The organism is Marinobacter litoralis (assembly GCF_003336705.1).
Lineage (GTDB): Bacteria > Pseudomonadota > Gammaproteobacteria > Pseudomonadales > Oleiphilaceae > Marinobacter > Marinobacter litoralis.
Map to the genome: position 1 here is coordinate 431,676 of NZ_QMDL01000003.1, position 16,331 is coordinate 448,006.

A 16,331-nucleotide genomic window follows, 5' to 3' on the forward strand; every position below is an offset into this window, starting at 1 on the left:
ATCAAGATAACACTGGTATGCCTGAGACCAACAGTATTGAACCCGGCTTTCACGCCATCCACGCCAACCATCTGGAAGATCTGCGCCGGGCGGTGGTGTACATCTGCCGGCAAAATCCGATGCCGCCGCTGCAAAGCGAAACGTTTCTGGTGCAAAGCAACGGCATTGCCCAATGGTTGAAGCTGGCACTGGCCGAAAAACGCACCGAAGACGGCGTCGAAGGCGGGCTGGGTATTGCTGCCGGAATGGACTTTCTATTCCCGGCTCGTTTTATCTGGCAAGCGTACCGGGCCGTGTTACCGGACGGCGAAGTACCCGAGCAATCACCCTTCGATAAAAGCCGGCTGGTGTGGCGGTTATACCGGCTTTTACCCGAACTGGTCGGGCAAGACGAAGCCTTCACTCCGCTAGCCCGTTTTCTGGACGGCACCGACACCGAGCTGCGCAACTTCCAGTTGGCTGAAAAAGTGGCCGATCTGTTCGACCAATATCAGGTCTTCCGCGCTGACTGGCTCGCTGCTTGGGAGCAGGGCCGGGATGTTCTCATTACGCCCAGAGGCGAAGAAAAACCACTGACAACGGAAACTCTCTGGCAGCCGTTGTTGTGGCGCAAGCTGGTGGAAGATGTCGGCGAAGCCTCACGTACCAGCCGTTCGCAAATTCACACTCGTTTTATGGAGCAGGGCCAGCGCATCACCACGCCCGCTAACCCGGCCCGACTGCCCAAACGCATCGTTGTGTTTGGCGTTTCCTCACTGCCGCGACAGGCTTTGGAAGCACTGTACGTGCTTAGCCGTTTTAGTCAGGTGGTGCTGTGTGTGCACAACCCCAGCCAGTTTTACTGGGCCGATATCATCAGCGACCGGGAACTGCTTCGCGCCAACCGTAAGCGGGGCCTAGCCCATCCGGTACTGTCGCAGATTGATGATAAAGACCAACTGCACCAACACGCCAACCCGTTACTGGCGGCTTGGGGCAAACAAGGCCGGGACTATATTCGCCTGCTGGACGAATTCGACAACCCGGAGGAATATCGCAGCAGCTTCCAGACCCCGGACCAGAAAATCGATATCTTCTCGGAGCACGGCAACGGGGAGGCCCCCAGCCTGTTAAACCAACTGCAGAATGACATCTATAACCTGACCCCGCTGCAGGAAATTCGTGAGCAAGCCCGCGAGCTGGACCTTACCCGGGATTATTCCATTGCCTTTCACGAAGCCCACAGCCCCCAGCGTGAGGTGGAAGTACTGCACGACCAATTGCTGGCAGCGTTCAATGCCGACCCCAACCTTCGGCCCCGCGATGTCATCGTGATGGTGCCCGACATCAACGTGTACGCCCCACATATTCAGGCGGTGTTTGGCCGTTACCAGCCCGGTCGTAAACGCCACATTCCGTTCACCATTTCTGACCAAGGGCAGCGCCACCACGAACCGGTGTTGATCGCACTGGAAACGCTGATGTCGTTGCCCCGCAGTCGCTTCGGTGTGAGTGAAATCATCAGCCTGCTGGAAGTCCCCGGTATCCGTGATCGCTTCGGCATCCACGAAGACGACATTCCACTGGCGCGGCGCTGGGTGGAAGGCGCCAACATCCGCTGGGGCCTGCACGGTCAGCACCGGGAAAGTCTTGATTTACCCGCAGAACTGGATCGCAATACCTGGCAATCCGGGCTTAGGTCCATGCTGCTGGGTTACGGCATGGGTGAGGACGACCCATGGGCCGGCGTAGAGCCCTATGGCGAAATCGGTGGTCTGCAAGCCGATCTGGCCGGCCGGCTCGGTGACTTTGTGCATCAACTGGAAACCTTGTGGCAGGCCCTGCAAACCCAACGCACCCCTGAGCAGTGGGAAACGCTTTTCTCGGACATGCTGGAGCAGTTTTTCCACAAAGTGGAAGGCAGTGATCTGTTGCTGCTTAACCGCTTCCGGCGGCATCTGGAGCAATGGCTGGAAAATGCACTGGCGGCCGGGCTAAACGAGCAATCATTGCCGTTGAACATCGTCAAAGACGTGCTGCTGTCCGGCTTGGACGAAGGTGGTCTGAACCAGCGCTTCCTGGCCGGCAAGGTCAACTTCGCCACCTTGATGCCCATGCGGGCAATTCCCTTCCGCAAGGTGTGCCTGCTGGGGATGAACGACGGCGACTACCCTCGCTCGCGGCCACCTGTGGATTTTGATCTGATGGCCCAAGACTACCGCCCGGGAGATCGCTCCCGCCGCGAGGACGACCGCTATTTGTTTTTGGAAGCTTTGCTATCAGCCCGCGAACAGCTTTACATCAGCTGGGTAGGGCGCAGCATCAAAGACGACTCCGAGCGGCCACCATCGGTGCTGGTGGGCCAGCTTCAGGATCACCTCGACAGCCTGTGGACAGTGGCGGGGCAACCGAACAAGACGGTGACGAAAGCACTGACCACCCAACACCCGTTGCAGCCCTTCAGCCGCGACTATTTCCCCAAGGCCAACGCCCGGGAAAATATCTTGGAAGACACCGCAAAGCCCTTGGTGGAGGTGCTGGAAAGCCGCAACCTGTTTACCTATGAACGGGAATGGCGCAGCGCCCACGGGGTGGAACCGGCAGCACACACTCAAACCCCATTGCCGTATCAGGCACCGGAAGAGCCCATCAGCCTGAACGACCTGGCCGGTTTTCTGAAAAAGCCCATCGAAACCTTCTATCAACGCCGCCTGCAGGTACGCTTTGAAGAGGTGGAAAACGACGACACCGACAACGAAAACTTCGACCTGAACGGGCTGGACCGTTGGCGTCTGGACAACGAACTGATCCAGCAAAGCCTGCTCAAAGCCGGCACCGAAGAAGAACTGCACGATCGGCTGGAAACCACGCTGGACCGCATGGCCCGGCGGGGTGACCTCGGCATGGGCGTGACCGAACACCGACTACGCAGCGAACTGTCCGGGCGCTTGCCGAACCTGTTCGGGCGCTACCAAAGCGCGCTGGCGGAATGGCCCGAAGCCGTGGCTGAACCCTTGGCCTTCAACTACGCGTTTAAACAGTCCACCGGCACCGTGGAAGTGGCCGACCTGATTGATGGCCTGCGCCGCAATGCCAACGGCGATCTGTGCCGACTGGTGGTGGCCAGCTCCAGTTTGCTGACCGGTTCCGGTTACAGCAAGAAAGTGCGCTACGCCAACCTGATGCGGGACTGGCTGATCCATCTGGCCGGACAGCTCAGCGGCCAACCGTTTGCAACGCTGATTCTGGGTAAGGAAGAAGACCGTAAGTTCAGCTTTGCCCCGATGACACCCGAAACGGCCAAGCACCGCTTTGACACCGTCCTGAAACGCTGGATGGAAGCCACCACCCGGGCCTTACCGATTCACTGCGACGCCGGTTTTGCCTGGGTCACCAGTTTCTACGGCGGCAAAAAGTACGTGGGCGATCACGAACGCGCCATTGATGAAGCCGAGAACGCCTACACCACCGCTTTGACCAGAGACACCGGCTACCTGCGCGGTGCTTTCGAAACGCCGGAATCACTCATGGCCAGTGGGGAATTTGAAGCGCTCCTGCACGACTTATATGTCCCCCTGTGGGAAGCAGAGCAGGGCAAGTCCGCGGCTGAACAGATCGAGAGCATGGAATGACAGAGCAAACGAACAACCGAAATCCCAATCTCGACCCGTTGGCATTGCCCCTGAACGGCAGCGCCCTGATCGAAGCCAGTGCCGGTACCGGGAAAACCTTTACCATCGCCATTTTGTATGTGCGCTTGGTGCTGGGTCACGGTCAGATAGAGCAAAGCCCGTTGCAAGATCTATTGCCACCGAACCTGTTGGTGGTGACCTTTACCGAAGCCGCCACCAAAGAACTCCGGGACCGTATCCGCACCCGGCTGACCCAGGCCGCCGAGGTGTTTTCCGAGCACGCCGCCAGCCTTGAGCCATCACCGGAAACGGCACTTATCCACAAGCTTCGGGACGACAGCTATCCAGACCCGGCCAGCTGGCCCGACTGCCGCAAAAAACTGCTGCTCGCCGCCGAATGGATGGACGAAGCCGCCGTATCCACCATCCACGGCTTCTGCAATCGCATGTTGAGCGAGCACGCTTTCGACAGTGGCAGTCTGTTCAAACTTACGCTGGAAACCGACCAGAGCGAGTTGTTGGACGAGGTCGCCCGGGATTACTGGCGTACCTTTGTTTACCCACTACCGCCGGCACTGATGGATGAAGCCCTGAGCCATTGGAAAACCCCCACGGATCTTCGCACGGCCGTCCGCAACCTAATCGGCGATCCCGAAAGCCTCGGCACGCCACCCGCAGATGTGCATAACGCCATCGAACAGGCCGTCACCGAAAGAGAAAACCAGTCAAACGCGCTGAAACGCTATGACTGGGCCAAGTGGCAGGGGGAAGTAGCCGATCTACTGAACGAGCTCAACAAGAACAAGCGGCTACACGGTGGCAGCAAGAACGCCATGCTGAAAGTCTGGGACACCTTGGTGGATTGGGCTGGCTCCAACGACTTGCTGCCGGAGAAGCTGGACTCAGCCGCGGGCTTCAAAAACCAGACCCCCGAAGGGTTGGATAACATCCTGAAAGGTGACGACCCGGCCCCGTATCATCCGGCGTTCGACGCGCTTGAAGAACTGATCGAATTCGGCCAGAACCAACCCAGCGCGAAATCCGACATCCTGCGCCACGCCAGTCACTGGATTGCGCAACGCCTGGAAGATGAAAAACAGAAACGTTCGGAAATGGGCTTCGACGACCTGCTGACCCGGCTCGACGATGCCCTGCACGGCCCCCGGGGCGAACAACTGGCCGCCACCATTCGCCGCCAGTTTCCGGTGGCATTGATTGATGAATTTCAGGATACCGACCCGGTTCAGTACCGGATTTTCGACCGTATTTACCGGGTTGAAGAGAACCACCCGGATACCTGCCTGCTGATGATCGGAGACCCGAAACAAGCCATCTACGGCTTCCGCGGCGCGGATATCTATACCTATCTGCAAGCCCGTCTGGGGGTGCAAGACCGTACCTACACGTTGGGGACAAACTTCCGCTCTGCACAAACCATGGTGTCTGCGGTAAACCGGGTGTTCGAATACAGCGACCAACACAGCCGCAACGGTGCCTTCCTGTTTGGTCAGGGCGATACCTCCCCCTTACCGTTTCAGGGTGTCGCGGCCAACGGCACCAAACGGGTGTGGTCGGTGACCGGAGAACCTCAACCCAGCCTGATATTCTGGACCCACGAGTCCGGCGATACCCATAAAGACGGCAGCCCCAAAGCGATCGCCAAAGGCACCGCCACCGCCGATATCGCCGAAACCTGTGCCAGTGAAATCGCGCGCCTGCTAACTCTGGGGCAGGGCCAGAAGGCTGGTTTTGTGTTGCAGGATGATCCGAACGATCTGGAACCGGTCAGCCCGCAAGACATTGCCGTGCTGGTCAACAACCGGGATGAAGCCAGTGCCGTTCGCGATGCACTGGGCCGCCGGCGCATCAAAAGCGTGTACTTGTCCGACCGGGGCTCGGTGCTGACATCGCCGGAAGCCAAAGAAGTGTTGTCGTGGTTGCGAGCCTTTGCCGAACCCCGGCAACTGGCTTACATCCGGGCTGCGCTGGCAACCCCCACTTTGGGTCAATCCTGGCAGGCGATGAACCAGTTGCTCACCGATGAGTTGGTGCTGGAACGAGAAATAGAGCGCTTTATCGGTTATCAACAGCAATGGCAGAACCAAGGCGTGCTGCCGATGCTGCGCAGCTTCCTGATGGATTTTGAAGTGCCCGGACGTTTGCTCCAACGGCCCGATGGCGAGCGCCGGTTGACCGACATTCTGCACATTGCCGAACTGCTGCAACAAGACAGCCTGCAACTGGACGGCGAACACGCGCTGGTACACCATTTCACGCAGATTCTTCGCGCTGCCGACGAGGAAGATGAACACCGCACACTGCGACTCGAAAGCGATGCCGCCTTAGTGAAAGTGATTACTGTGCATAAGTCCAAAGGACTGGAATACCCCTTGGTGTTCCTGCCCTTTGGCACCGCCTACCGGGCCCAGAGCGAAAAGCAGTCGTTTGTCAGCTACCACGACAGCGACAACAAACTGATCACCGTATTCGACCCGAGTGCCGAGGATGTCGCCAAAGCCGATCAGGAACGCTTGGGTGAAGACATCCGTAAGATCTACGTAGCGCTGACCCGGGCAAGGTTCGCCACTTGGGTGGGCGCCGCAGCCCTCGACAACTGGCAACAAAGCGGATTGGGATACCTGATATCCGGCAGCGGGGCAGAAAGCATCGGCCAGTGCCTGAACACCTTGGCTGAGGGCAGGCCGGAGATTACCGTCACTCCGCTACCGGAGCCGGAAGACACGCTCTACACCGAACAGGCACCGGAAGCGCTTGGTCCGGCACTGGTTTCCAGCCGGGAAGCCAAAGAAGACTGGTGGATTGCCAGCTATTCGTCGATCGAATACACCGGTATGGCCGGCACCGGCATTGTGTTCACCGGTGAGGTTGAAGACGCTGAAACCCAGAACCTGCTGGAAGAAAGCGCCCAGAATACCGAGGAAGACACTGCAGTGGTGACAGACCAGCGCAACCATCACCACTTTCCGAAAGGCGCGGGACCCGGCACCTTCCTGCATGAGCTGTTGGAGTGGTGCACCCACCACGGCTTCCAGTGGGTTGTGGATAACCCCGAGCAACTGCGGGAGCAACTGACCCGCCGCTGCAGTACTCGCGGCTGGAGTGATTGGGTTGAACCCTTGCAGCACTGGCTGCTGGCGCTGATGACTCAGCCCATCCCACTGCAACGTTCGGGCGATGAACGGGTGAGCCTGGCCGGGCTAACCAGCCTGCGCCCGGAACTGGAATTCTGGTTCGAAAGCCGCAACGTCAATGTGCAAAAGCTCGACGAGTTGGTTAAAGCACACACGCTCAACGCCGCCGACCGACCACAGGCCGAGGCAAAACGCTTCAACGGCATGATCAAAGGGTTTATTGATTTGGTGTTCGAGCACAACGGGCAGTATTACGTGCTGGATTATAAATCCAATACCTTGGGTGAAGATGACAGCGCCTACACCGACCAAGCCATGGGCGAGGCCATTCTGGATAAACGCTACGATTTGCAGTACGTGCTTTACCTGCTGGCCCTGCACCGTTTGCTCACAGCCCGTTTGCTGAATTACGACTACGACCAGCATATTGGAGGCGCAGTGTATCTGTTCCTGCGAGGCGTGAACTCGGCCACCGGTGGCGCGTTCGTCGACAAACCACCGAAGGCGCTGATCGAGCAACTGGATGCCTTGTTTGATGGCAACGCTGCTTCAGGGGAGGTGGCCGCATGAGCCGTACCCGAAATAATGAACACCAGATAACGATGGATTTGGGAGACGGGCACACGGTTGAAGCCTCGAACCCGACTGTGGATAACTCGCGCTTGTTGGCCACTGTGGATAAAACCGATGCTCTGCTGGAACAATGGCAGCAGGCTGAGTGGATTCGCCCTCTGGATCTGGGCTTTGCCCGACTGATTCGGGATTTGTCCGAAGAGCAGGGTGAGCCGCTGCATCCTCTGGTTTTCCTGTTGGCGGCACTGATCTCCCACCAAGTCGGCCGAGGCCACGTGTGCATTGATCTGGCCACTCTGCTGGACGATGCCGATGCCACCTTGTCGCTTCCCCCGGAGGAACCTTCCAACGAGGCGCAGCCCCGTGTGGATAACTTGAATCAGGCCATGCCACTGGATTTGAATCACCTGAAACCGGCGGATCTACTGGCCCGAATCTCCCTGCAGGATTGCGTCTCCGCATTGTCGGCATCCTTCGCGGTCAGTGACGGCACCCGCATGTCACCTTTGATTCTGACCGAAGGCCGACTTTATCTGCGCCGGCTGTGGCGTTACGAGCAGCGTATTGCCGAGGGCATTTTGCAACGGTTGGCTTTGCCATCCCCAATGGCGAAGCCCGATGCGCCCGCCGCGCGCACGCTCTCGCAGGCTTTGAACACGCTGTTCGCTCCAAGCGAAGACATCGATTACCAGAAGCTGGCTTGTGCCTTGGCTGCACGCAGCTGCTTCTCGGTAATCACCGGCGGCCCGGGCACCGGTAAAACCACCACGGTAGTAAAACTGCTGGCGGCACTGCAAGCAATCGCGGGTGAATCCCCGGAGCGGGCAGGGCGCAAATACCGCATTCGCTTGGCGGCACCGACCGGTAAAGCCGCCGCACGCCTGAACGAATCCATTGCCGGCGCGGCCAACCGTTTGCCCTTTTCCGAGTTGCCCGGCCAAGTTGTACTGGACGATATCCCCACCAAAGTCACCACTCTGCATCGGCTACTCGGGAGCCGCCCGGATTCCCGTAAGTTCCGCCATAACCAAGACAACCCGTTGATGGTGGATATTCTGGTGATCGATGAAGCCTCCATGGTCGATGTAGACCTCATGGCTTCGGTATTCGATGCGCTGCCCGCCCACGCCCAGCTGATCTTGTTAGGGGACAAAGACCAGCTGGCCTCGGTGGATGCCGGTGCCGTGCTGGGTGAATTGTGCCAGCGCGCCAAGGCAGGCCATTACACGCCAAATACCGCGGCCTGGCTCGCCGCTATTACGGGTATTCAGATACCAGAAACCTTGATCGACACCCAAGGCCATGCCTTGGATCAAGCGGTGGCAATGCTGCGTAAAAGTTACCGTTTCGGTGAGGGCAGTGGCATTCGTGCTGTGTCCGAGGCGGTCAATGGTGGTGCTGTGGATAACTTTATGCGCCAGAAAATGCGCCAAGCCGAGTTCGATGACGTGATCTGGCTGAATGGCCACACGCAAAAACCTGAGCTGGAAAGCGCTCTCGATCACATCTGCCAGCATGCCATTACCGGAACACCGGAGGCTTTTCGTAACGCGGGCAAGGGCAGGGTCGTGAACGGTGAAGTGCTGCTGCCACCGGTGGGCTATCGTCACTACCTCGAAATGATGCGGGATCATAATCTCAATGCAGACAGTCCCCGCGAAGCATGGGATGCGCTGGCGCTTCGGGTACTGAATGCCTTCAACGACTTCCAGATCCTCTGTGCTTTGCGCCGAGGGCCCTGGGGCGTGGAAGGTTTGAACGATCGGGTGGCGCAACACCTGCTGTCGGAAAAACTGATTTCACGGACGGAGGGCTGGTACCCCGGCCGGCCGGTGCTGGTGACTGGGAACGACTACAACCTCGGCTTGATGAACGGTGATATCGGCATTACCTTCCGTGTACCTTGGGATAAAACCGCCAACGGCGATGCCAAAGATACCCTGCGAGTGGCCTTCCCGAGTGGTGACAGCAGCGAAGGTATCCGCTGGATTTCCCCCAGCCGGCTGCAGCAACTGGAAACGGTGTACGCGATGACTGTGCATAAATCCCAGGGTTCGGAGTTTATCCACACCTGTCTGGTGCTCCCCGACCGGCTCAGCCCGGTATTGACTAAAGAACTGGTGTATACCGGGATTACTCGAGCCAGGCACTGGTTCAGTCTGATCACTGGCGATGCCAAAGTCTTGCAGGACAGCGTTGAAACACAGGTTGTACGCGCCTCAGGTCTGGCCCAGCGCCTCAGCGAGGATTAAGCCTCGCTGTCGTCATCACTGCGGTGCTGCTGCTCCCACAAATGAGCGTAGTAGCCGCCGTGGGCCAGCAACTCGTTATGACTGCCGCTCTCGACAATACGGCCCGCATCCATCACCAGTATGGTGTTGGCATCCCGCACCGTTGAAAGCCTATGGGCAATCACCAAGGTCGTGCGTTGCTGGCTCACTTCTTTCAACGCGCTCAGGATCGCCTGCTCAGACAACGAATCCAGTGACGAGGTCGCTTCATCCAGAATCAGAATGGGCGGGTTCTTCAGAATCACCCGGGCGATGGCCACCCGTTGTTTTTCCCCACCGGACAACTTCAAACCTCGCTCACCCACCTTGGTGTTGTACCCTTCCGGCAGGCTATGGATAAAGTTTTCCAGGTGGGCCATCCGAGCAGCCTGATGCACCTCTTCCTCAGTTGCATCCGGGCGGCCATAAGCCAGGTTCCTGTAGAGGGTATCGTTGAATAACACCGTGTCCTGCGGCACGACGCCAATGGCGGAACGCAGGCTGTCCTGCGTCACTTGCCGGATATCCTGGCCATCAATGCTGATGCGCCCGTTATCCACATCGTAAAAACGGAACAACAAACGGGCGAGGGTAGACTTGCCGGCGCCACTGGCCCCGACCACGGCTACGGTATGGCCAGCCGGAATGGAGAAGTTCACGTCCTGAAGAATCGGCCGGTCTGCCCGATAGGCAAAATGAAGATGCTCAAACCGGACTTCCGAGTTATCCACAACGAGTTCGGTGGCGTTCGGTGCGTCCTGAATCGCCGGTTTATCCCCAAGCAGTTTGAACAAGCGTTCTACGTTTACCAAGGCCTGACGAATTTCCCGATAAACGAACCCCAAAGCGTTCAGCGGGATAAACAGCTGCAACAAGTAGGCGTTCACCATCGTGAAATCGCCCAAGGTAATCTCACCGCTGGCCACCTCCCGCACGGCCATCGTCATGATGACAATCAACGCAACACCGATGATCAACGCCTGGCCGGTGTTCAGGGCCGCCAGTGATAGCCGGTTCTTCAGACGTGCCTGTTCCCAGTTATCCAGATCCTGGTCGTACAGCTCTGCCTCATAACGCTCGTTGTTGAAGTATTTGACCGTCTCGTAGTTCAGCAGGCTGTCGATCGCCCGAGAATTGGACTCGTTGTCCCGCGCGTTGGCTTCCCGAACAAATTGGGTGCGCCATTCTGTGATCTTGATGGAATACACCACGTACACCACCACCGCCACCAATATGGCCATTACGTAACCGACGTTGAAGACGACCAACAGAATGCCGGCAACCATCAGGATTTCCAGCAACGTGGGTACAATGTTGAACAAGGTAAAGCGCAACAAGAAACTAATACCGTTGGTACCGCGTTCAATATCCCGTGCCAGTCCGCCGGTTTTACGATCCAGATGAAAACTTAGCTCTCGCTGGTGTAAGTGCTCGAATACCCGTAAAGACACGCGCCGCATAGCCCGTTCCGCGACTCGAGCAAACACCGCGTCTCTCAATTCGCTGAACAGGGTACTTCCGAAGCGCAGGCCACCGTAAGCCAACACCAAGAACACCGGAATCCACAGCACCATGTCGGCGGCCTGGGTCTGGTCCAGATAGTCGACAATGTATTTCAGCGCGATGGGCGTGGCGACGGTCGCCAACTTCGCCAGCACCAACAAAGACAGCGCCAGCACCACCCGGCCACGGAATTCGGCCAGATAAGGCCACAGCCCGGCAACCAGTTTCCAATCGGGTTTGTGATCGGCCGGGTAATCATTATCGGCGTAAGCGCGCACAGAGCATCCTCAAGTTCAGAACAAAATCAATGATCAGGCTGTGGATAAACTTATCCAGCTGCCCGCCTGAGTGTACTTCAGAACGCCGGCCTGTGCCTGCCGTTCACAATGGTCGGTTTGTGTGATGGCGACGTACTTCCTACACTGAAGTTAGACATTCGTCACTCAGGCGCAGGGGGATTCACACGTGAACAACCAAGAGCTGCAAGCACTTAAAGAGCGTTACGTCGCTGCAGGAGCTGCCAGTCCCAATGAACAATTTGCCGATCATGCCCTGAACGCTGAATTGTGGGATGCCGATGGCAAACGAATGATCGATTTTGCCGGGGGCATTGGTGTCCTCAACATTGGTCATCGCCATCCAAAAGTGGTGGCCGCGGTCAAAGCCCAACTCGATAAACTGATGCACACATGCCAGACCGTGATGCCCTACGAGGGCTATGTGAAAGTCGCCCAGAAGCTGAGTGAAGTCACGCCGGTTCGGGGCCACGCTAAAGTGATGCTGGCCAACTCCGGGGCCGAGGCGCTGGAGAACGCAGTGAAGATTGCCCGCGCTGCGACCGGTAAACCCAACATCATCTGTTTCGATGGCGGCTATCACGGCCGTACCTTCTTCACCATGGCCATGAACGGAAAGGCCGCGCCCTACCAAACCTCTTTCGGCCCGATGCCCGGGCTGGTTTATCGGGCGCCGTATCCTGTTCCTTACCACGGTATCTCCGAGGAGGAAGCGCTGCGCGGCCTGATGATGACCGTGAAAACCGATTCGCCGGCTCAGGATACAGCCGCGATTGTTCTGGAACCGGTGTTAGGGGAGGGTGGTTTCTACGCTGCCCCGACAAGCTTTTTGAAGGCGCTTCGACACTTCTGCGATGACAACGATATTCTGTTAATCGTTGATGAAGTTCAGAGTGGTTTTGGACGCACCGGCAAGCTGTTTGCGATCGAACACAGCGGCGTGGAGCCGGACATCATGACCATGGCCAAATCCATGGCCGACGGCATGCCGATTTCCGCCGTGGTTGGCACCGATCAAGTGATGGATGCCTCCGGGCCTAACTCACTGGGTGGTACCTACACCGGAAGCCCCACCGCTTGCGCGGCGGCGTTGGCGGTGTTCGATGTCATCGAGGAAGAAGATATTCTGGGCAAAAGCCAACGATTGGGTGACACCTTAAGAAACCGGTTCGAGCAATGGCAAAACCAGTTTGCCCACGTCGATAATGTTCGCAACCTTGGCTCAATGGCGGCTTTCGAACTGGTGGAAAGCAAGGATTCACGTAAACCGCTACCAGAGCTTGCCGCCTCGATTACCAAGAGGGCCAAAGAGAAAGGTCTGATCCTTCTCAGCTGCGGTATGTTTGGCAACACCTTACGCTTTCTGATGCCGGTAACCATCGAGGATGACGTGCTGGAAGAAGGCCTGAACATCATCGAGGAGTGCCTTAAAGAAACCGGAGCCTGACAGGCCCGTTTGCGCTCATTACGCCGGGCAATGACCCGGCTTTTTTTACATCTCTATTCAGGCCGGACTGTGCAATAGCGCGGTTACCTTGGGCTTTCAATTCATCGTATACTGCCAAAGCCCTTTTGGCTAAAGCTCTTTTTTTACCCTTTTTTTATCTATTTATCAGGCGGAAACCATGATCTCCCAGAATTCCCCGACCACTCCTGAACATCAACCACGCCCGTGGATTGATCTTCTGGTCAGTATTGTCATTCCTTCAGTCATTCTTATGAAGCTCAGTGGCGATGAACATCTGGGCAGCGTCAACGCGCTGATCATCGGCTTGGCGTTCCCGCTAAGCTGGGGCTTGTTTGAACTGATCCGTTATCGCAAAAAGAACTTTATCGCGCTGTTGGGTTTAATCAGTGTCGCTTTAACCGGCGGCATCGGGTTGCTCGAGCTGGATGCAGGCTGGCTGGCCATCAAGGAAGCGTCTGTCCCTGCCGTAATTGGTCTGGCAGTGTTGATCTCTACCCGAACCAAGTACCCATTGGTCAGAACGCTGCTGTACAACCCGAATGTGCTGGATGTGGATAAGATTCACCAGTCCCTGGAAGAGCGGGGCAGTGTGGATGAATTCGAAAATCGTCTGTTGAAAGCCAGTTATTTTTTCGCCGGTACCTTCCTGTTCTCATCCATCATGAACTACATGCTGGCCAAATGGATAGTCGTCAGTCCGGCAGGTACACAAGCCTTTAACGAAGAGCTGGGGCGCATGACACTGGTCAGCTACCCGATGATCGCTATTCCGTCCATGGTGATGATGATGCTGATCTTCTGGTACCTGTGGCGGACAATTCGCCGGCTTACCGGGCACACACTGGAAGAGGTTATGTCTCCGCACCTGATTGAAAAAGAAAAGGAAAAAGAGCGGAAGAGGGCGCAGTCTTCTAAGTAATTCACTCGGTTTATTCTTTCAATAAAAAAACGGTGGCTCCTTTCGGAAACCACCGTTTTTTTTGTGCCGGATGTTCTGATGAATCAGATATCCAGGTTGGTAACTTCCAGTGCATTGGTCTGGATAAAGTCACGGCGGGGCTCGACATCGTCCCCCATCAAGGTCGTGAAGATCTGGTCTGCCGCAAAGGCATCCTCGATGGTGACCTTCATCATCCGACGGCTTTCAGGATCCATCGTGGTTTCCCAAAGCTGCTCCGGATTCATCTCACCCAGCCCCTTATAGCGCTGAATGTTCAAACCACGCTGAGCTTCCTTCATCAACCACTCCAGTGCACCTGCAAAAGACAGAACCGGCTGCTTGCGCTCGCCACGCTGGATATAAGCGCCTTCTTCGATCAGACCCTCAAGGGTCTCGCCCAGATCGGCAATCGCCTTGTAAGAGGTCGATTCGAAGAAGTCATGACCAAATACATGCTCATACGGAATACCGTGCATGAACACCGTTACCTTTGGCAGGAACAAGTTGCGCTCTTCATCCCGGGTTACGGAGAAGGTGTACTTGGTGCCGGTACGAGTATCCAGCTCCAGACCTTCACCCAAACGGCCAACCCAAGCGGCAACGGCGGCTTCGTCTTTCAGCTGGTCAAACGTCAAGGTGTCGTTGTAAACCATCTGCTCCAGCACCTTACCCGGGTAGGCCCGAGACAAGCGCTCGATCATGTTCATAACGGCCTGGTAGTCCTTGATCATGGTTTCCAAAGCGGAATCCTTGATCGCAGGGGCATCCGGGTTTACGAACAGCTGAGCGCCGTCGATAGCTGTCTGGGTGAGGTAAGCCACTTTGGCTTTCTCATCCTTCAGGTACTGCTCCTGCTTACCCCGCTTGACCTTGTACAACGGTGGCATAGCAATAAAGACATGACCACGCTCGATGATTTCCCGCATCTGACGGAACAGGAAGGTGAGCAGCAGGGTGCGGATGTGAGATCCATCCACGTCGGCGTCGGTCATGATGATGATAGAGTGGTAACGCAGTTTGTCGGGATCAAACTCCTCCCGTCCGATACCACAACCCAGTGCCGTGATCAGCGTGCCAACCTCGGCAGAAGACAACATCTTATCGAAGCGCGCCTTCTCTACGTTCAGGATTTTACCTTTCAGAGGCAGGATAGCCTGCGTCTTCCGGTCACGACCCTGCTTGGCACTACCACCCGCAGAATCACCCTCCACTATGAACAGTTCGGAAAGGGCCGGGTCTTTTTCCTGACAATCCGCCAGTTTTCCAGGCAGCCCAGCGATATCCAGTGCTCCTTTCCGGCGCGTCATATCACGAGCTTTCCGGGCTGCTTCACGAGCGCGAGCCGCTTCGATCATCTTGTTCACGATCAGCTTGGCTTCGTTCGGATGCTCTTGCAGGTATTCGGCGAAGCTTTGGTAAAGCTCCTGCTCAACGGCTGTTTTCACTTCGGATGAAACCAGCTTGTCCTTCGTCTGGGACGAGAACTTGGGGTCAGGCACTTTCACACTGACGATAGCGGTCAAACCTTCCCGTGCATCGTCGCCGGAGGTGGCAACCTTAGCCTTCTTGCCCAACCCTTCCTGATCGATATAGTTGTTCAGCGAGCGGGTGAGGGCGGCCCGGAAGCCCGCCAGGTGGGTACCACCATCACGCTGAGGAATGTTGTTGGTAAAGCAGAAGAGGTTTTCCTGGAACGCATCGTTCCACTGCATCGCCACTTCCACGGCAATGCCGTCTTCACGTTCGCGGTTGAAATGGAATACCTGGTTGATCGGTGTCTTGTTGGTATTCAAGTGCTCAACAAACGCACGCAAACCGCCCTCGTACTCGAACACTTCTTCACGGCCTGAACGCTCATCGGTCAAACGGATGCGCACGCCGCTGTTAAGGAAGGCCAGCTCACGCAGACGCTTCGCCAAGATGTCGTAGTGGAATTGAATCTGGGTGAAGGTCTCCGGTGACGGAATAAAGTGTACCTTGGTGCCTGAAGCATCGGTTTCACCCACTTCGCCCAGCGGTGCATTCGGAACACCGTGTGTATAAGTCTGCTCATACACTGTGCCATTACGACGAATGGTCAGCGTCAGCTTTGAGGAGAGGGCGTTAACAACAGACACACCAACACCGTGAAGACCGCCGGAGACTTTGTAGGAGTTGTCATCAAACTTACCGCCTGCGTGCAGTACCGTCATAATGACTTCCGCCGCCGACACGCCTTCTTCTTCGTGAATATCCACAGGAATTCCACGACCGTTATCCTGAACGGTTATGGACTCATCGGGGTGAATCAATACACCGATTTCAGAACAGTGACCAGCCAAAGCCTCATCGATGGAGTTATCCACCAATTCAAAGACCATGTGGTGCAGGCCGGTTCCATCATCGGTATCACCGATGTACATGCCCGGGCGTTTACGCACCGCATCCAGCCCTTTTAGGACTTTGATACTGGAGGAATTGTAATTCGACTCACTCATTAACGAGACTCCTGAAGGTGATACCGGGTAACTGATTCAGC

Annotated in this window: 7 protein-coding genes; 5 read left to right on the plus strand and 2 right to left on the minus strand. The window is 56.7% G+C overall.

All coding sequences use genetic code 11. The features are described 5' to 3' along the window. The first annotated feature begins 17 nt into the window (after positions 1–17). Genes recC through recD form a run of 3 tightly spaced genes read left to right on the plus strand, consistent with a single transcriptional unit; the run spans position 18 to position 9,588 of the window. On the plus strand, positions 18–3,611 hold the full coding sequence (gene recC / locus DOQ08_RS11710; protein ID WP_114335101.1) for an exodeoxyribonuclease V subunit gamma: 3,594 nt from the start codon (positions 18–20) through the stop codon (positions 3,609–3,611). Beyond that, entirely contained in the window at positions 3,608–7,333 is a 3,726-nt protein-coding gene (gene recB / locus DOQ08_RS11715; protein WP_114335102.1) for an exodeoxyribonuclease V subunit beta, read from the plus strand. Before recC ends, recB begins: the two co-directional genes overlap by 4 nt. Further along, positions 7,330–9,588 carry an exodeoxyribonuclease V subunit alpha gene (gene recD / locus DOQ08_RS11720; protein WP_114335103.1) on the plus strand — a complete coding sequence of 753 codons (2,259 nt, stop codon included), beginning with the start codon at positions 7,330–7,332 and terminating at the stop codon, positions 9,586–9,588. Before recB ends, recD begins: the two co-directional genes overlap by 4 nt. Here recD and DOQ08_RS11725 read toward each other — a convergent pair. Continuing rightward, positions 9,585–11,387, minus strand: a complete 1,803-nt coding sequence (locus tag DOQ08_RS11725) for an ABCB family ABC transporter ATP-binding protein/permease (RefSeq protein WP_114335104.1) — start codon at positions 11,385–11,387, stop codon at positions 9,585–9,587. The two genes, recD and DOQ08_RS11725, sit on opposite strands and share 4 nt — an antisense overlap. Positions 11,388–11,574: 187 nt before the next feature. On the opposite strand from DOQ08_RS11725, the gene gabT reads away from it, so the two are divergent. Together gabT and DOQ08_RS11735 are read left to right on the plus strand one after the other, a co-directional pair. Beyond that, positions 11,575–12,852, plus strand: a complete 1,278-nt coding sequence (gene gabT / locus DOQ08_RS11730) for a 4-aminobutyrate--2-oxoglutarate transaminase (protein ID WP_114335105.1) — start codon at positions 11,575–11,577, stop codon at positions 12,850–12,852. A gap of 178 nt (positions 12,853–13,030) precedes the next feature. Further along, a complete protein-coding gene (locus DOQ08_RS11735; protein ID WP_114335106.1) occupies positions 13,031–13,792 on the plus strand; it encodes a VC0807 family protein in 762 nt (253 codons plus the stop codon). Between the two features lie 83 nt (positions 13,793–13,875). Here DOQ08_RS11735 and gyrB read toward each other — a convergent pair whose 3' ends face one another. Beyond that, positions 13,876–16,290 (minus strand): DNA topoisomerase (ATP-hydrolyzing) subunit B, encoded by a 2,415-nt coding sequence (gene gyrB, locus DOQ08_RS11740; RefSeq protein ID WP_114335107.1) that lies wholly within the window; start codon positions 16,288–16,290, stop codon positions 13,876–13,878. Positions 16,291–16,331 lie beyond the last annotated feature (41 nt).

Bases quoted from the DNA above. Each gene is read 5' to 3' on its own strand.
- recC (WP_114335101.1), top strand. From the start codon at position 18: ATGCCTGAGACCAACAGTATTGAACCCGGCTTTCACGCCATCCACGCC.
- recD (WP_114335103.1), top strand. From the start codon at position 7,330: ATGAGCCGTACCCGAAATAATGAACACCAGATAACGATGGATTTGGGA.
- DOQ08_RS11735 (WP_114335106.1), top strand. From the start codon at position 13,031: ATGATCTCCCAGAATTCCCCGACCACTCCTGAACATCAACCACGCCCG.
- gyrB (WP_114335107.1), bottom strand. From the start codon at position 16,290: ATGAGTGAGTCGAATTACAATTCCTCCAGTATCAAAGTCCTAAAAGGG.
- recB (WP_114335102.1), top strand. From the start codon at position 3,608: ATGACAGAGCAAACGAACAACCGAAATCCCAATCTCGACCCGTTGGCA.